Source organism: Bacillus sp. JKS001846, from assembly GCF_900176455.1.
Classification (GTDB): domain Bacteria; phylum Bacillota; class Bacilli; order Bacillales; family Bacillaceae_G; genus Bacillus_A; species Bacillus_A cereus.
In genome coordinates this window covers 221,856-239,948 of the sequence record NZ_FWYG01000002.1, presented here as the reverse complement: position 1 = coordinate 239,948, position 18,093 = coordinate 221,856, and the positions used below count along the sequence as shown (strand labels likewise).

The window sequence follows — 18,093 nt, the reverse complement described above, 5'->3', positions numbered from 1 at the left end:
CTAATCTCCTTTGTATAGTTGTTTTATATAATCATATTCTGCTTCCAGTCCGTCGGATAGAGAAACTGTTGGAGAGTATTGCAGTAATGTACTGGCCTTAGATATATCTGCCCATGTCTGCTTTGGTTCTCCAGGAACTGATTTTAGAAAGTTTTTGATTGCTGATTTCCCTGATATTTTTTCTAACATAGAAATGATGTCTAAAATGGATGCTTTTTCTTTCCCACCGATATTGATAATTTCACCTATTATATTTTTTTTTGTCTCTAAAGCGGCCACCGTTCCTCGTATACAGTCATCAATATAGGTAAAATCACGTGTTTGTGTTCCATCACCAAATATTGTGAGAGGTTTATCTTCTAGCAGTTGTTTAATTAATCTATGAAATGCCATATCAGGACGCTGCCTTGGCCCATATACTGTGAAATATCTTAAAATAACAATTGGTATATGAAAATTTTTGTGATAAACATGACATAAGTGCTCACCACTTAATTTGGTAACACCGTATGGGGATAGAGGGGTAGGTAATAAATCCTCAGAAACTGCACCAGATTTTTCACCATAAACAGAAGAGGTGGATATGTGAATAAATTTATCTAATTTTATGTGTTTACAGGCTTCAAGCAACTGCTGTGTAACCATTATGTTATTTGTAACATAAGGCTGAAAATCTTTTCCCCAACTTGATCTCACACCAGGAATAGCAGCTAGATGATAAATAACATCTATATCTTGTAATAGTTTTGATAAATCTGTATTTAGAATGTCTTCTTGTATGAATTGAAAACGTGAATTCAATTCAAGGGATTGTATATTACCTGTCTTTAAAGTAGCTGGAGTAGGACCGATGAAATGATCAATTCCAACTACATGATATACACTATTTTTAAGTAATGCTTGACACAAATGTGAGCCAATGAAACCAGCGGCTCCTGTTACAAGTATTTTCATGATCGGCCCACTCCAATATATTGTAATCCATATTTTTCTATTTCATCTTTTTCAATGCAATTGCGTCCATCCACGATTGTGCATCCCCTCATAACTTGTTTGACTTGTTTCCAATTAAGTGTTTTAAATTCATTCCAGTCCGTGGCGATAATAATACAATCAGAATTTGTAATTGAAGATTCTAGGTTATCATGCTGGGTAACTTGTCTTTTTAAATGTGAAGGAAGAAAAGCTTTGGGGTCATAAGCATGTAGATCATAGCCATGAGGGATTAACTTTTCAAGAAGCATTACGGCAAGAGAGCTACGAATATCATCAGTATTTGGCTTAAAGGCAATTCCTAAAACCGTTATTTTTTTTGAAGGGGGTTCTTTTATAGCTTTATTAATTTTTTCAATATAGAGATCTATCTGTGTGGAGTTAATGAATTGTACAGCCTGTAAAATAGGAACTGCTACGTGCCTATCATTTGCTGTATAAATGAGTGAATGTACGTCTTTTGGGAAGCATGATCCGCCATACCCCATCCCCGCCTGAAGAAAATGAGGGTTAATTCGAAAGTCATAGCCAATTCCTTTTGCCACTTCAACAATATCAATGTTATATGCATCACAAATTCGAGAAATTTCATTTATAAAAGATATTTTGGTAGCCAAAAATACATTAGATGTATATTTAATCATCTCTGCTTCATTTAAACCTGTACAAAGGAAAGGAGCACTAATCCCTTTATATATATCCTGCATAATTTTTAACGACGTTGTATCACCTTTTTGGATACCTATAATAGTTCTATCTGGATTGAGCATATCGTGAACAGCAGAGCCTTCGCGAAGAAATTCAGGATTGGAGACAATATTGAATAAGATCGATGAAACCCCACGTTTAATAAGTGTCTCATATAATAGTTGATTTGTACCTGGTGGAACTGTACTTTTCGTAATAATAGTTTTATACGATGTTATAGCCGGAACTAGCAGGTCAATGACGGAGTATATATATTTTAAATCCGTCTTTCCACTTGAGGTAGAAGGGGTTCCTACAGCGATAAAAATAACGGGTGATTGTTGAATAGCATTATCGATATCACAACTGAATTGTAATCGGTTTCTATTTTTGTTAATAAGTTCCTTTAAACCCGGTTCATAAATGGGGCATTCCCCCTTTTGGAGAGAATGAATTTTTTCTTGATCCTTATCTACACATATAACATCATGACCTAAATCTGCTAATACTGCTGCTGATGTGATTCCCACATAACCAGAGCCTATAATACATATATCCATATGATAATCACCTCTCTAAACTTAGTACTATAGTACTAGTTGTTACAGTATATTGAGGGACAAGTTGGATTGGTGACAAATGAAAGGCCTATTCATATAAGCGATGAAAGCAATCAGAAGGTAAAAGCCTCTTTTGGAATCGTCATGCGCAGGTAAGGAGGTTACTGAATATTAATATTGTAAACACATGAGGGAGCGAGAGATTAGTGATAAAAAAAGCAATCATTCCAGCTGCTGGTTACGGCACAAGGAGCTTTCCAATTACAAAGGTAATTCCAAAAGAAATGTTTCCAATAGGTAATAAACCAGCGATTCATTATATTGTGGAAGAGGCTGTAAATTCAGGTATTGAGCAAATATTAATTGTACTTTCTAGCAGAAAGGATTTAATAGTTGATTACTTTGATTATTCATTAGAATTGGAGGCTTTTTTAGAAAAAGAAAAAAAAACCCATTTGTTAAAAGGGCTTGCTATTCCTAATGTTCAAATCCATTATATAAGGCAGCCATATGCGAGAGGACTGGGTGAGGCAATAAAATTAGGTGAAACATTTATTGGCAATGAACCTTTTGCTGTCCTCTTGCCAGATGATATTGTAGTTTCAGATAAAGAAACTGCTTTAAATCAGTTAATTAGTATTTATAAAGAGACAAAAAATAGTGTAATAGGCATTCATACGGTACCAGATGAGTGCATAGAGAAGTATGGTATTATTGAAGGAGATATTGTAAAGGGTAATTATATGAATATTACAAATATCATAGAAAAGCCAAAAGTAAATCCTCCATCTAATCTTGCAGTAATTGGTAGATATGTTTTCACACCTGATATTTTTCCGTTATTAAAAAACATTCAACCTGGTGTTGGGGGGAATATCAATTAACAGATGCAATTCATTCTTTAATTATGACTAAAAAAGTATATGGAAAAATGATTGAAGGGAAACGATTTGACATCGGACAAGAAGATGAATATATGCAGCTTCTTAATCTTATATATGGACAAAATAAAACAGGTAAAAAGTAATTTTGAAAACGGATTCAACAAACGTACACTTGAGGTCAACAAGCGATTCCTGAAGAGTTGATGAAACATATATAAAAGTTAGGCGGTTAAATATATTTATATTGTACCTTTGAATCAGAAAAGAATACAATCGATTTTCATTTAAAAAAGAAAGGAAATTATATGGCTGCAAAGTGCTTTTTAAAAAAGCCTTGCGGTCTTTTCGTATTTCAAAGCCCTGTGTTATCGCAGGAGAACAAAATTCAACCTAACCGATTGTAATTGCAAGAAGAAAAAAGATATCCGTAGGTATCTCAATCAGACAAGTAAATATCTAAATAACATTAAGGAACAGATCATTGTTTTATTAAGAAAAGGGGTCTTACCGAAATTATTGCTAACCAAATATACATTCATACCCATAATCAATAAAAAACACCATTATATGTATTTCCTTACGACAAAAAATGGATTGCGAACTCTTAGTCATCCAAGAGTCTGGTTCGTTAATCCTTTAGAATTAAAGCTCTCAACTTTAAGCAAGGGAGTGTCAATCTATATTTTTTCTTATTTTTAAAAAGATTCAGGTACTTTTTCTAAAAAAGTTCGTGATACTGAGTTTTAATCTTCATCTTCATAAAACAGCATCTCCATACAAAGAATACCTTCAACTATCCCTCCATCCAATTAAGCTACTTCACTTCTCCGACAAATGAGACTATTATGTATTTATTCACATCCTATTGTAACAAGCATATAGTATATAGGAGACATTCCTTTCTTACGAAACTCATAAGGCCCTTTTTTGAGGCTTTTTTATTTTATGAAATTTCAACCGAATATATAACTCGATTCATAGTTAAATATTCCTATTTTAATTAATTGACGTTTATTTGTCTATTTCAACTAAATATAACAAATTTGGTTTTATGACGTGGAAATTTCATTTGAAAAATAATAATAAGTATATGCATTCAACACTTTTTGGTTTGCTTGTTTTATATATTAATTATTTTATATGTTTTATATGTTTATATGTTTTAAGAGTATGAAATGTCTTGATATATAAGGGGTTATGATTCTTAATTATAACAAAAGTGGTTCTAAAGATAACAAATTTGGTTTTAACTATAACAAAAATGGTTTTAAAGGTAACAAATTTGGTTATTTAACTCTAACAAGGATGGTTTTAAAGGTAACAAACTTGGTTTTAAGTATAACAAAAATGGTTTTAAAGGTAACAAATTTGGTTTTAATCATAACAAAAATGGTTTAAAGGTAACAAATTTGGTTGCTTAACTCTAGCAAAAATAGTTCTAAAGGTAACAAATTTGGTTGCTTAACTCTAGCAAAAATAGTTCTAAAGGTAACAAATTTGGTTGCTTAACTCTAGCAAAAATAGTTCTAAAGGTAACAAATTTAGTTGCTTAGCTCTAACAAAAGTAGTTCTAAAGGTAACAAATTTGGTTGCTTAGCTCTAACAAAAGTAGTTCTAAAGGTAACAGATTTGGTTGGTTAACTTTAACATAAATGGTTCTAAAGATAACAAATTTGGTTAGTTAACTTTAACATAAATGGTTCTAAAGATAACAAATTTGGTTGCTTAACTCTAGCAAAAAAATGGTTCTAAAGGTAACAAATTTGGTTATAAACTTTGTAGCTCTAAATATTTTTAAAATAATCATTACTATTTAAATGATTTTTGGAATAATTTTATATAAAACAAACGGTTCTTCAATTTTAATAGTCAGAATTTAGATTTCTAAATTAATAAAAAATAACTATAACAAATGGAATGTATTTGTTATAGTTCATAAAAAAGTAGAGGTAAGAAAGAAGGGACGTATGTAGGTATGCCTGAAAATCAAGATTTGCAGATCAAAGAAAATAATATTGTTTCTAAATCAAATACTTTAATTGAGGCAAATTCACGTTTAAATTTAGTAGAACAAAAAATATTACTTTGTTTGGCTAGTAATATTGAACCCAATGATCGGGATTTTAAAACTTACACATTTTCCATCAAACATTTTCATAATCTACTTGGTCTAAATGGATCTACTAAATATTCGGAGTTAAGTAAAATTACAAAGGAATTATTATCAAAAGTAATTGAAATTCGGACGGGGGAAGAGTTGATACAGGTATCTTGGCTTTCTTCAGCAATTTACAACAGAAATAAAGGAACAATCGATATGCGTTTCGATCCATTATTAAAGCCATTTTTATTAGAATTAAGCAGCAAGTTTACAAGCTATAGATTAGCAAATGTTATTAAATTGAAAAGTACATACGCTATACGTATTTATGAACTGCTAAAACAATATGAAGATTTAAAAGAACGTACAATTAGTCTCGAAAATTTAAGGTATTACTTAGATGCAATGGATATATACCCTAACTATGCAAATTTTAAGCAACGTGTGTTAAAACCCTCTCAAAAAGAATTGAACCAAAATACAGACATTTCTTTTGAATTTGAAGAAATTAAATTAGGGAGGAAAGTACAAAAAATAAAATTTATTATCTGTGGACAAAAAAAGAAAGATAACAATTTAGTTCATTTTGAAAAGAATTTAGATAAATTTCAACAGCCCAATACATTTGAACAAAAAATTAAAAGGTTTGAAGAACGCTGTAAAGAAAAAGTGTTTCCTAAAGTGTTAAAAAAATGGAAAGCCCATAAAGAAATTGTATTAGAAATAATTGAGGATATACGATTTCGTACAGATATTAATTCTCCAATAGGTTATATTGAATTTATTCTAAATTCCCGATTAAAAAAACTGTCTGAAAAAGAAATAACAAATCAAAGTAGTCAAATCGAGAAGAATTCTCATAATAATAAAATATTAGAGATTGAAAATATTATAGATTTAGTTATCAGTAAATACTCGACATCTACAGGTGCTGTAGCTACATTTTTAGTTAAAGACACAGCAATTGAAAAACTAGTAAGTGTAGTTACATTAGAAGAAGCTGAAGCCATTTGGATAAAACATGAAACGTTTATCATGGATAAAATTTATGAATACATTAAAAAAAATAGAAGAAAGAAAAGATACTAGATTTAAAATGAAAAGCGTAGAATCGATTATATGGAAGGGAAGTAATTACCGTCCATTAATATAAATGGATGTCAAACAGTGAAAAAAGAACCTAAATTCTTGACAGATAGAAAATAAGTCTCTTCCATGATAGAGAAGTTTTATCTAACAGTGTATTGGAGTAGTAGATAATATATGTATTTATTGGTAACAGATGTTGATTTTTAAAATATGTATCTTTGTAAAAAATAAAAAAGGACAGTTAAAAACTGTCCTTTTTTCTATCTTTTAAAGATAGTTACTGAACGGGTAATTTAGGGTTTTGGGGTATAAGATGATTATCATCTCACTGTTATTGTATGTAAGTAATACAAAATGGCTTGTACAATTATTGAAATTAGTAATTATAATTTTAAATAAATTAGCTAATTGGGCAATTGCTAGGAGAAGAACACCTAATCCATTAATTTATTTCTTTCATAATATATAGTGCAAATAAGTTTTTTAGGAAAAAGGGGTTATGTTAAATGTCTTTTGAACGTAGATGTGAATGTGATGAATGTAATAGAAATCGAAGGAAAAGAGGCCGTGAGGAAGTAAGAAAAATTGGGGATATTGAAGAACGAAAAAGATTGAATGGTTTACGGGAAGGCGATAAAATTAGAGTTTTTTCAGGTGGAGATCAAATCGATGGAACAGGAGTCTTTATTCGTATAGAGAATGGATTTCTTATTTGGGTGGATGCTGCTGCCAACTTTAATGTGACCAGCCTAGATGCTATTAGTGTTCAACGAGTAGTTTAATAGAATTTTTAATAAATATTAGGGAAAGATAAGAGTGAAAAGCTCTTATCTTATTTTGTTTTTAGGAATAATTATTTTATGTATGTTAAATGGAATGGTTAAATACTTAAAAAAGAAGGGATTTATATAAGATAAATCCCTTAAATAAGATAATAGAAAGGTAGAATACATTATATGTGTAGATTTTCAATTAGGTTTGTACATTTTAAAAAAATTTATTTTATGTAAAAGGTGCCAAGAAATACTTTGTAGTTTTATTTCTTGGCGTGGGTATTTATTTGGGTCATTTGGATGCCGACCTTACAATAGTATATGTCTGCTATAGGGAATGGTTTGTTATTTATGTTTAGTTCATTAAATTTAGGAAAGAAAAAACACCTATTTTTTAATAGGTGTTTTTCTTGCAAATTGGCTTATAAATTAAGGGAAAGATTTTTCTTTCACTTATTTTTTAATATTCATCTCTACGATGGTGTTCGTGCTCATGTTTATGCTCATGACATTCTTTACAATGCCTACGCTTGCAACAGAAACGATTACAATCAGGTGAATTTATAGAAATTACGTTAATTCTGTTAATTGCAATACGTGCTAATCCTGGGAAACAATCAAAATCAGATAAAATAATTACGTTGTTTCCTTGAAAACCTTGGAATGTTGCACTTGTAGGTGGTTGACAATCATATTGAAGAACAATACAAGTACCAGGAGTTAACGTTCTTAAAAATTGTAATAATTCTGGATTGTTATTCATTTGTCTTCTATTGTCTTCTCTTTCATCTTTTCTGTGATGTTCTTGTCTATGATCATCACATCTATTAAAATCACAACCTCCACCAAAACCAAAACCCATAAAATTACCCCCTTTCGTTCGTTAGTACATCTTATGCTCGTCTAGAAAGGATGGTGTGAGTATATGACTCTAGTTAAGTGTGGATTTTCTGTGTGAATATGAAATTGGTTTAATGAAATTATTTTTGGTTCTGGTGCAAAAAATCTATAAAAATTGGACATACTGATATTTTTACACTATAAAGGTCTGTGATTGGTATGGAACGAGTTGAAGCTAATGATTTTAATATCGTATCTTGGCTAATAGAAGAAGTGAAGCGTAAATTCGAGTAAAGACATCATTTAGCACAACAAAGTAGCCAGCTTGATTAGCTAACCACTTGTTGTACAAAAGAAAATTAGGCCCTAAAAGTTAGGTTGTGTAACTCTAAAGTTACAGTTATAGTATAAACCGGATTGAAAATGTTATACGGAAGGGAATGTAATAATAATTTCATTTTGTAGAGACTATTTACGCATGAAAAAAAGCGTTTATATAGTGCGCTTTAAAAGGTTGAATTCAGATCATGCCTGCCCATAGGTGATCTAGATGCATGTGTAGCACACAGTAGCATATGTAAATTAGAGTTGAATTGTGCAAATAAATTAATGATAGAGGGGGGAGGGTAAAAGTGTTTATAAATAGGGGGAAAGCGTATAAATTTAACATGCGTTCCAAACAATTAATAGGAGTTGTCAGAATATATGTTAAATAATAAAAAATATGTTTTTGGTATCAATGATGTAATGATTAAGCCTATTCAGATTTATATCAACGCATACATTACTAATTAAATTTAATATCTTGTTTGTATAAAAAGTGTCCATAACAGGTTCTTATTCTTTGTTAAATTATAACTACACAATCAACGTATTTAAAACCTTTTTTAGGCATAATAAGAATTGATTGTCATACAATGATATAGAAGGTATATCCAACATATAAATTACCTCTGGCACTCTGAGAAGACATCTAATTAAGGTGTCTTTTTATGTTTCACCTTTCACATATATTAAAGTATAGGACGAGCTTAATCGCTTCTATTCCATTTATTTAGTTAAAACTCCAATTGTATTAAGAGCATCTACTGCCCCGGATGTTTTCTTTTCATTGAACAAAATCCTTATTTCAAGTGAATAAAAAAGAGCACACATATAAGTGTGCATCTAGACTAAAAGGGTTGAACGTATGGAGTGGAGTGCCCCATACAATAATATATGCTTGTCTGCTTTAAAGGTGAAAAGTTTTTTATAAAAACACTATTTGGTATGAAAATGTAAGAGCACTTCGGAAAGTGTCCTTCTGTAACGACTATCCACTCTAAAAAGAAAGGATGCCAATATAATATATGAAATTATTTTTTTAACCGTGAGTCTTTTGTATAAAAACACCATATTGTAGAGCTTATTTACATATCAAAAAAAGCGCTTATAAAGCGCTTTTTGAAAAGTAGGTTTCAGATCACACGCCCAAATGCGATCTAAATACATGTGCATAAGTAGTATATGTAAATTTGAAATGAATTGTGCAAAAAATTAACAATATAGGAGTGGAGTAAAAGTATCTATGACCGGTGGGAAAGAGTATAATCTTAATGTACGTTTTAAAAATTTAATAGAACTTATTTAAATATATGGGAAATAATTAAAAAACAAGTTTTTTCGTATCAATGATGTAATAATTAAGCCTACTAGGATTTATATCAACGCATACATCACCAATTAAATTTAATTTGATATTCTTGTTCGTATAAAAAAGTGTCCATAACAGGTTCTCATCCCTTGTTGTATATAAATTGAATAATTAATCTTAATTTGAACGGAATTATAATTCATCTTACTTGATTTTTTTGATGACTATTATCGTTATCTTTCGTTAAACTTTATTTTAGGGAGTTTTCTTTTGTTGTCCTGTCATTTTTATGACCTACTGTAGCTGCTATTAGAATACACAATAAACGTATTTAAAATCTATTTTATGTATATTGAGAATTGATAATCATATACTGGTACAGAAAGGTCTTTTACAAGGTAGGTAGCTACCTCTTATACACTAAAAAGACATCTAATTAAGGTGTCTTTTTACTCTTCACCTTTTGAGAGGAACCGGCATATATTAAAGTATAGGACAAGCTTAACCGCCCCTCCTCGATTCCAATTTTCAGTTAGAACTTCCTCATACATTAAGAGCATCTCCACCCAGGATGCTCTCTTTTTTATTGAACAAAATAGCCATTTAATGTTCTGTAGGTGTAGACACAGGGACATTAATGACCATCGCAACTGGTAAAATCCTTTGAAAGAGCATTTTTTCTCAACACTCGTTCTTTAATTGATAATACTAAAAATATGAAGAGTGTAGTTGATACTCATTTTGGATTCTAAAAAGACAGCTGAATATGATTAATTAGTACAACTATTAGTCAGTTAAAAAGTGTTTTTACTAGTTTAGTAATTATAAATACGAGTGGGAAAGATGTATAAAATAAGGATTCGACATAGAAATAATTCATATGCATTCACATCGGAAAAGGTTGTCTCATAATATATGAAGACTGTTTTATTAAGATATTATAAGGGCGTGAGTATATGGAAGACGTAAATGTAAAAATTGACAGTCTAAAATCAGAACAAAAAGAAATCATGCGTGATATTCGTAACTTAGAAACTCGGATAATAATGAACGAGAAAGACATTACTACAATTAATAAGGAATTAGAAAAAATCAGCACGAATACCTCTTGGATTTTACGGATAATTATTAGTACGATAATTATAGCCGTTCTAGGTTTGATACTAAGAGGGACAATTTAAAATTCCCAAAAGTACTTTTTGAAGAGAGACGTATGTCTCTCTATTTATTTTGAGAAGACGTATGTCGGAAAAAGATAAAATACTAAATTGAATCATATTTTTTAAAAGTAAATATAAATAAGTAACCCCAACTATTGAAATTATATAATACTTATAAATACCTCTATTCATGAATTTATTTAGCAATTCTTCTTCACCTGTCATTCCATCTTTAAGATCCATTACAAAGACAATACAAATCCTTCCATGAAACAATCTATATTTATTTATCATTATTCTTCATATTCAAGAGAAATTATCTTTCATATTTCGTAGACATAATAATCTATATGATGTGAAAAGTCATTATCCAAACTTATAAGCAATACTATAAGAAGAAAATATAATGGAGGTGGAGTCATGGGGGTTGTTAATGCTACAGCCGCAGATATTGCACTTTTAGCAAGATTACTGAGAGCAGAAGCTGAAGGAGAAGGGACTCAGGGTATGCTGCTAGTCGGTAATGTAGGAATTAACCGAATAAGAGCCAATTGTTCCGACTTTAAAAATCTTCGTACCATTAGACAAATGATTTTCCAAGAACACGCATTTGAAGCTGTTACTCATGGTTATTTCTATCAAAGAGCAAGAGAAAGTGAAAAACGCTTAGCTCGTCGAGTAATAAATGGAGAGAGGTATTGGCCTGGAAAATTTAGTTTATGGTATTTTAGGCCACCAGGTGATTGTCCTCAACAATGGTATAATCAGCCTTTGGTCGGACGTTATAAGAAACACTGTTTTTTTCAACCAACAGCCGCAACTTGCGAACAGGTTTATAACACATTTTAAAAAAATGATAAAAACAATCTGTACAAAAGTATATGGTAGCAAATATGTTGGTTTACACTAACCATAATTCATCTTTCACTTACCGTTTGGACTATCACCTGGCACAAGCTTGATTAAGGAAAGTTCTTTTGCGAAGTACAATTAGAAATAGTTTAAAGAGATCTAGATAAAACAAAAAAACACAGATAAATTTATGTACATGATTATATATTATAACGGGCCTCAATTATGTCATGGTTATGTAGGAGATTCGATGTCTAGGGCAAAAAGATTATATGAAATGATTATGATGGTTAATCGAATGAGAAAATTTGCTGTGGGAGAATTAGCACATGAATGGGTTGTTTCAAAACGAATCACTTTCAATTACCTTTATGGATTGGTGGTATAGGATCTTTTAACCTATAATATGAATAATTTGATGATTAACTTGTACATTTTAAAAGATTTATTTGTTTTATGTAAAAGGTGCCAAGAAATACTTTGTAGTTTTATTTCTTGGCGTGGGTATTTATTTGGGTCATTTGGATGCTGACCTTACAATAGTATATGTCCGCTATATGAAATGGTTTGTTATTTATGTTTAGTTCAGTAAATTTAGGAAAGAAAAAACACCTATTTTTTAATAGGTGTTTTTCTGCAAATTGGCTTATAAAATTAAAGGAAAGGTATTTCTATTCATTCATTTTTAATAATCATCTCTACGATCATGCTCATGTTTATGCTCATGCTCATCACGTTCTCTACAATGCTTACGCTTGCAACAGAAACGATTACAATCAGGTGAATTTATAGAGATTACGTTAATTTTGTTAATTGCAATACGTGCTAATCCTGGGAAACAATCAAAGTCAGATAAAATAATTACGTTGTTTCCCTGAAAACCTTGGAATGTTGCACTTGTAGGTGGTTGGCAATCATATTGAAGAACAATACAAGTACCAGGAGTTAATGTTTGTAAGAATGGCAATAATTCTGGATTATTATTCACCTGTCTATTGTTTTCTTCTTTTCTGTGATGTTCTCTATGATGATCTCTCCGATCATCACATCTATTGAAATCACAACATCCACCAAAACCAAAACCCATAAAATTACCCCCTTTCGTTCGTTAGTACATTTTATGCTCGTCTAGAAAGAATGGTGTAAGTATATTGGTCTAGTTAAGTGTGGATTTTTTATGTAAATATGAAAATTGTTTAATAATACCATCTTTTTTCTCTTCGCTTATCCAATATGTTCCAGTTTGATTTGTAGTGTACTATGAGTAAGTATTTCTTGTATCATGGGTGTCTCTTTTGATTAAAGAATCAATGTTCGAAGGTTTTACGTATGGTATGGGTAGCAATGGAATCTATGCCGGAAAACCCCAGAATTTTTAAACTTGTCTGAAGGCCTGAATCCTCCTAATGGGCTTTTTCATTTTTCTAGAGGGAAATAACTAAATGCTTTTTAGTGTTGGGGGATACGAACCGATTTTATCAAAAGTAGTAGTGTAAAACTAAAAAAGCATTCTCTTTGATAAACAGACAACGTCTTTTTTATTATTATAAAACATATATAATGATGAATGGTTGCGTATCAAAATATATTTTTATGATTTTTATAAGTGGGGGATGGTGATGGATAATCCATTAGTTGGTAAGGCAATGTAGAAAAAGTTTACAAATGAGGAATACTAAGTGCTCAAGATAATTCAGGAGAAATAAGAAAAAACAAGAAAAGTGAAAAAGTAGAATTAGAGAAAAAAGCGAAAGCGATACAAGTCCCTAATGTTGTAGCATCTTGAAAGGCGCGATTTAAAACTTGTTTAGTTTGGTCTGACCATAAATTCTCAGCAAGCCCCCAACTTATAGAAATTATAGAAGGCTGGTTAATCTGATCATGGATAGCCTTGTTAATAGCATGAAGAAATCCGTCGTCTGTATTTGCTGCAAAATACACAGCAATTCGTACACCAGGAGCGACAGCAGCCGCTACCTCAATGTCTAACTGCACTTTACTATCTGCCCAACCCCTGTTTGATTATGTGCTCCATCCACAAGTATATCAACTAATTCTGGCTGAGAAACTCCTAGCTGATTAAAGTATTGCACCATATCGCTAGTTTTGTACCCGCCCCCAAACTCAACGATTGCAATGCATTGATCTTTACAATTTAAGGATGGAAAATTATAAAGTTTCGCTACTTCCGGTGGTGTAAATGTTTTTCCTGCAGCTGCACTTACAACTCCATCTTCTTCCAACATACAAATATGTGGAGACAATTGGGGTCTGTTGTCTAATCCTAAAACTGCTTCAACAATATCAGCAAGTTCTTCTGGGACATGTTCATGGCCTGTGTGTCCACGGTATGTAAAATCAGGATGCTCATAGTGGGCAAGTTCAACACCAAATGCTGTACTGAATTTATTTACTGTACCTACTAATACAACTGTTCCAGCAGCAATATTAATGTCTTTTACTTCAACTCCTTGTTTTTTCGCAAATTCTTCTACTTTTTTCAAATCATTAAGATTAGCACCATGGTTGGATGCAAATTCTTCATGGCTAAGGTGAACACGTTCTGAAAGTGGGCCATTAGTTGCTTTTTCAATCATTGAAGTCAACTTTGCAGTAGTTGAAGGACGTCGAACTACGATAGTTACTAACAACTTTTCATTCGGATCAGCTGGAGCCACTTTTTGGGCGTTAGGAAGGGCAGTACGTTTACTACCTGAACTCTAACCAGATTTTTGTTCATTTTTTTTCGCACCTTACTTTCATTACTTTTAATATTATTAATTTGTTATATTGTATTACTATTAAATAATTAACAGCAAACATAGCAATCTTATTATGTGATAATGAATTGTTTTTATACTTTTGAAAAAAGTTAAAGTCACCGTTATTCAATATATACTTTGGGTAAGAAAAATAATTGTAATTTATTTTGAATGGAAAGATTCATAAAAATGTCATCTTTTCTAATTAGCCATTTAGAAAGAATAACCCTTTTTCACACTTGGGGGTAGTGGGGATTTTTAAGTCAATGGGCATGGGGTGATTTGTATTCTTAACCTGATAGGCATGTTATTAAATGATTTTTGGACCAAAACCAAAAAGACCACCTAAAGTGGTCTTTTTATGTAGGGCGAAAGAACGTTGAAGATTTTACGGTTGAAACGTTTTTCTTTTTTCTGCAACCAACTTTATATCTTCAGTTTTCAAAGAGCAATCTGTACAAGTATATGGTAGCCAACCGACATTCATCTCCCACCTAAAATTGGTGTTTCACACCTTCAAATTTTTGAGGAAGGAGTCTTCTGTCGGAAAACGATAAAAAACAAAAAGTTTAATATATAAGTTTTGATTTTTTATTTCTGATCAAAGTCAAATATTTCGGTTTTATTTCCCTTTGACGCTACTCCTATAAACGTGTTTCTGTATCTAGCTGTGGCGCTATGTGTGTAGGGAGTTCCTCGTCAAATGCTGGTTTTCCAAGACTTTTTGCGTATTCTAGCCATAATTTCCCCTAAATTCATTTCTTGTCCTTACTGCGTTACGTTATCCAAAAGAAAAACTCGTTCATCTCCTTCCTAGATTAAATTCGTTAGAGAAATGTGTATGCTGAAACCAGATGGGCTAGTCTATTTTTGACGTAAAAAATAGAAAACTGTCTCATATTCGAAATTTTGTTCATTATTATCAAATTCTTCTTTTAGTAAGTCTTCCAATTTATACCCATTTAAATTTAGACAAGTACCTAACAGACCTTGTTTAACATATATTGCTTTCAAGTAAAGGATTATAGGAGGAATTATGATGTTAATTAATCCATATGGATTATATATAATTCAATGTGGTCAATTTAGTAATTACTCTCCACAATATTTATCTAGATTAACTCTTTTGTATTCATTATATTATCCAGAATATTATTATAATTGTTATGGTAATTGGGATAATGGAGGATGGAATAATGAATACAATGGAACGTCAATACATGATATTCATTATTCTGAATCGGAACGAATGAGTTGGGTGAGCAGTGGGTTAGATCATTTAGGGTATGAGATAGATCATGCAGTGCATCATCCTTCTTCTGTAATACCTCCTGTTTGTCAAGGTCATACTGGATATCTGACAAATAAGTTTGAATTAGAACTCAAAATCGAAAAGGGTGGTTGGGTTACAGCTTGGTCTGATGACATTGCAGAAACTGATGTAGTACAAGGGGTAGTGGCTGCAGGGGTATCTGTATTTAGCGCTAATCCAACTGCTTTTTTGTATTGGATAAATGAATTAGTAAATCGTACTATTTTATCTATACAAACTGATGTACAACACAAGTTTACGGCTGAGATGAGGAGAATAGCTAATGAAATAGCTGCAGATGTTATTAGACGAGCAATTCAAGGGAAAAATCCATTAGAGATCTTTAAACGATTTGATACATTTGATTTTAAAGCTGGGGCAATAAGATATTCTGGTAGAAATATGGCTTGTGGAAATACAGTATCTACTACTTGGGGAATGAAGCCTTATATTGCACTTAGACTGCGCTAAATTTATAAGCCTGAAGATAAACAAAGGGGAGAACAGTTTCTAACAGTGAAAGCAATGAATGCATTTGTTCCTATAAAAAATATAGAGAAGTGATGTTTATATAACTTAAGGAAGAAGGGGCTCAAATTGAGTATCCCTTTTTTTATTTGAATTCCACATGAAATTTAGTGTCAATGATTCCAAAAGCAACTTTACATGGGAAAGGATTTTTTTCAGTTGAAGCATCACGCATACAAGAAAGTACCCAATATTCCAATTCTAAAGGCAAGCGGAATACTTGAATACTACCATCAGTGTTTTTTACTGTTGCGATCGGTGTATTTGCCCTGATTGTAGCAAAACCGTCCGTTTTTATCATTGCTACTGCATCATTAGTATGAAAACCGGTGCTTAAAACGTCGTATATCTTTTCATCTTCCCCATTGATAATTTTAGGTATAATTAAATAGGGATAGTTATTTACTTCATTATGAATAACTGTTCTTGCTGTATTTTTTCTTATCTGATTCCCTTGCATTTTATACACTCCTTTATAACAATCCAAACGTGATTACTTAAATCTATTCTATTTTACGTCTGTTATGTTAGAAAATTGTAGTGTCATCTTGTTATAAAAAGCATCGGAATATATAAAAGCACTATTTTGTGGATCAATATCAACGACATTCATATAAATAGAAAATAAATAACCGTCTTCATAATATATAATTAATATTTCTTTTTCTTTCCATTCTTTTTTTAAAAGCGTAGTCAGTTCAGTCATATCTCGTCCTATGTACATACGTTCATCTTTATAATATGTAGTTTTAATGAATAAATATACAGAAGTTTAAAAATATAATTAAGAATAGCTTTTAAATAGGTTGGTTACATTATTGATTGTGGAGGTGAGAAAGATGGACAAAAAACAACAAGGTTACAATAAGGAAACTTCTGGTGCTAGCATTCAAAATACAAATGCTAGCTATGGCACAGAATTTGCAACTGAAACAAATGTACAAGCAGTAAAACAAGCAAATGCACAAGCAGAGGCAAAGAAAGCACAAACTTCAGGTACACAAAGCACAAATGCTAGCTATGGTACAGAATTTGCAACTGAAACAAATGTACAAGCAGTAAAACAAGCAAATGCACAAGCAGGGGCAAAGAAAGCACAAACTTCAGGTGCACAAAGTACAAATGCTAGTTATGGTACAGAATTTGCAACTGAAACGGATGTGCATGCAGTAAAAAAACAAAATGCACAATCAGCTGCAAGAAAATCATAATCTTTTAGCTCTAATCAGTAATGAAGAAAAAACACTTCTCTTAAGATAGAGAAGTGTTTTTTCAGGCAGTGAAGAAAGTCTTCTCCACTGCCTGTTTTTGTGTTTGAACAAATACATAATGTATCACCAGCAACTTTAGATAATGAGATTGCACAGTTTTAACGATTTTACCGGAAGTCTCTTATCAGATGTTTTACCGACCGCCTATTGGAGTGTAATAAATGAAGGTGTAAAGTCAGGGGATACTGTTACCGTGCTTGGTTGTGGACCTGTTGGATTGATGACACAAAAATTTGCTTGGATGAAAGGCGCTAAGCGTGTAATTATTGTTGATTACTTAGATTATCGAATCAATTTTGCAAAAAAGATTAACAATGTTGAGGTATTTGAGTTTACGAAATATTTGGATACAGGGGAATATTTAAAGGAAATATCACATGGGGGAGTGGATGTGGTCATTGATTGTGTGGGCATGTATGGTGACCCCTATAATGGAATAAATCCGTAATCAATATCGTTTCCCCGTTACAAATAATGAGATAGTTTGTTTCAACTTTTTGCTTTTCGAATTGAATTTAAACATAACTGGGAGCCTCTACTTGATTTAACTATAACACTATCAAAAAGTACAAAAATTATATCTACATTCACAATTTAATTGATAAATAACCACAGAATAGTAAAATGATTGGTTCTGTTGCAAAGTTT

The 18,093-nt window shown here is 31.6% G+C and carries 15 protein-coding genes and 3 pseudogenes; 9 read left to right on the top strand and 9 right to left on the bottom strand.

Features of this window, described 5'->3' with window-relative positions; all coding sequences use genetic code 11:
* Both B9A45_RS30050 and B9A45_RS30045 read right to left on the bottom strand, forming a co-directional pair.
* A complete protein-coding gene (locus B9A45_RS30050) occupies positions 1-954 on the bottom strand; it encodes an NAD-dependent epimerase/dehydratase family protein (RefSeq protein ID WP_084065776.1) in 954 nt (317 codons plus the stop codon).
* Positions 951-2,240: a UDP-glucose dehydrogenase family protein gene (locus B9A45_RS30045; protein ID WP_084065775.1), complete on the bottom strand. Its 1,290-nt coding sequence runs from the start codon at positions 2,238-2,240 to the stop codon at positions 951-953. Before B9A45_RS30045 ends, B9A45_RS30050 begins: the two co-directional genes overlap by 4 nt.
* 206 nt (positions 2,241-2,446) lie before the next feature.
* Between B9A45_RS30045 and B9A45_RS30040 the strand changes: the two are divergent.
* The 3 genes and pseudogenes from B9A45_RS30040 to B9A45_RS30025 all read left to right on the top strand — a co-directional run bounded on the left by B9A45_RS30040 (position 2,447) and on the right by B9A45_RS30025 (position 7,096).
* Positions 2,447-3,267 (top strand): annotated as a pseudogene (locus B9A45_RS30040) (UTP--glucose-1-phosphate uridylyltransferase).
* A 1,832-nt stretch (positions 3,268-5,099) separates the two neighbouring features.
* Complete coding sequence (locus B9A45_RS30030; RefSeq protein WP_084065773.1) at positions 5,100-6,314, top strand: replication initiation protein; 1,215 nt, start codon at positions 5,100-5,102, stop codon at positions 6,312-6,314.
* Between the two features lie 506 nt (positions 6,315-6,820).
* On the top strand, positions 6,821-7,096 hold the full coding sequence (locus B9A45_RS30025) for a hypothetical protein (RefSeq protein ID WP_084065772.1): 276 nt from the start codon (positions 6,821-6,823) through the stop codon (positions 7,094-7,096).
* 451 nt (positions 7,097-7,547) lie between these two features.
* On the opposite strand, the gene B9A45_RS30020 is transcribed toward B9A45_RS30025, so the two are convergent.
* Both B9A45_RS30020 and B9A45_RS32000 read right to left on the bottom strand, forming a co-directional pair.
* Positions 7,548-7,949: a hypothetical protein gene (locus B9A45_RS30020; RefSeq protein ID WP_084065771.1), complete on the bottom strand. Its 402-nt coding sequence runs from the start codon at positions 7,947-7,949 to the stop codon at positions 7,548-7,550.
* A 1,861-nt stretch (positions 7,950-9,810) separates the two neighbouring features.
* A pseudogene (locus tag B9A45_RS32000) lies at positions 9,811-9,873 on the bottom strand (site-specific integrase); the annotation flags it as partial.
* Positions 9,874-10,516: 643 nt separating this feature from the next.
* Between B9A45_RS32000 and B9A45_RS30015 the strand changes: the two are divergent.
* The 3 genes from B9A45_RS30015 to B9A45_RS32420 all read left to right on the top strand — a co-directional run bounded on the left by B9A45_RS30015 (position 10,517) and on the right by B9A45_RS32420 (position 11,960).
* Positions 10,517-10,741, top strand: a complete 225-nt coding sequence (locus B9A45_RS30015; RefSeq protein WP_084065770.1) for a hypothetical protein — start codon at positions 10,517-10,519, stop codon at positions 10,739-10,741.
* A gap of 399 nt (positions 10,742-11,140) precedes the next feature.
* Positions 11,141-11,569 (top strand): cell wall hydrolase, encoded by a 429-nt coding sequence (locus tag B9A45_RS30005; RefSeq protein WP_084065768.1) that lies wholly within the window; start codon positions 11,141-11,143, stop codon positions 11,567-11,569.
* Positions 11,570-11,822: 253 nt separating this feature from the next.
* Entirely contained in the window at positions 11,823-11,960 is a 138-nt protein-coding gene (locus tag B9A45_RS32420; protein ID WP_167319528.1) for a hypothetical protein, read from the top strand.
* Positions 11,961-12,257: 297 nt separating this feature from the next.
* Here the strand turns inward: B9A45_RS32420 and B9A45_RS30000 are convergent, their stop codons facing one another.
* The 3 genes from B9A45_RS30000 to B9A45_RS29995 all read right to left on the bottom strand — a co-directional run bounded on the left by B9A45_RS30000 (position 12,258) and on the right by B9A45_RS29995 (position 14,250).
* A complete protein-coding gene (locus B9A45_RS30000; protein WP_084065767.1) occupies positions 12,258-12,659 on the bottom strand; it encodes a hypothetical protein in 402 nt (133 codons plus the stop codon).
* Between the two features lie 596 nt (positions 12,660-13,255).
* Positions 13,256-13,567 carry a hypothetical protein gene (locus B9A45_RS32520; protein WP_218673385.1) on the bottom strand — a complete coding sequence of 104 codons (312 nt, stop codon included), beginning with the start codon at positions 13,565-13,567 and terminating at the stop codon, positions 13,256-13,258.
* On the bottom strand, positions 13,558-14,250 hold the full coding sequence (locus B9A45_RS29995; RefSeq protein ID WP_084065766.1) for a protease pro-enzyme activation domain-containing protein: 693 nt from the start codon (positions 14,248-14,250) through the stop codon (positions 13,558-13,560). The genes B9A45_RS32520 and B9A45_RS29995 overlap by 10 nt, the downstream gene beginning before the upstream one ends.
* 1,123 nt (positions 14,251-15,373) lie before the next feature.
* Between B9A45_RS29995 and B9A45_RS29990 the strand changes: the two genes are divergently transcribed.
* On the top strand, positions 15,374-16,117 hold the full coding sequence (locus B9A45_RS29990; RefSeq protein WP_084065765.1) for a hypothetical protein: 744 nt from the start codon (positions 15,374-15,376) through the stop codon (positions 16,115-16,117).
* Between the two features lie 142 nt (positions 16,118-16,259).
* On the opposite strand, the gene B9A45_RS29985 is transcribed toward B9A45_RS29990, so the two are convergent.
* Positions 16,260-16,634, bottom strand: coding sequence for a hypothetical protein (locus B9A45_RS29985; RefSeq protein WP_084065764.1), 375 nt, complete (start codon positions 16,632-16,634; stop codon positions 16,260-16,262).
* 48 nt (positions 16,635-16,682) lie between these two features.
* Positions 16,683-16,880 carry a YolD-like family protein gene (locus B9A45_RS29980; protein WP_179135419.1) on the bottom strand — a complete coding sequence of 66 codons (198 nt, stop codon included), beginning with the start codon at positions 16,878-16,880 and terminating at the stop codon, positions 16,683-16,685.
* A gap of 118 nt (positions 16,881-16,998) precedes the next feature.
* Here B9A45_RS29980 and B9A45_RS29975 point away from each other — a divergent pair, with 118 nt between their 5' ends.
* Both B9A45_RS29975 and B9A45_RS29970 read left to right on the top strand, forming a co-directional pair.
* The gene (locus B9A45_RS29975; protein ID WP_142263122.1) at positions 16,999-17,385 is read left to right on the top strand and encodes a gamma-type small acid-soluble spore protein; all 387 of its coding nucleotides are present in this window, start codon (positions 16,999-17,001) and stop codon (positions 17,383-17,385) included.
* Between the two features lie 181 nt (positions 17,386-17,566).
* Positions 17,567-17,860, top strand: a pseudogene (locus B9A45_RS29970) (zinc-binding dehydrogenase); the annotation flags it as partial.
* Positions 17,861-18,093: the final 233 nt, after the last annotated feature.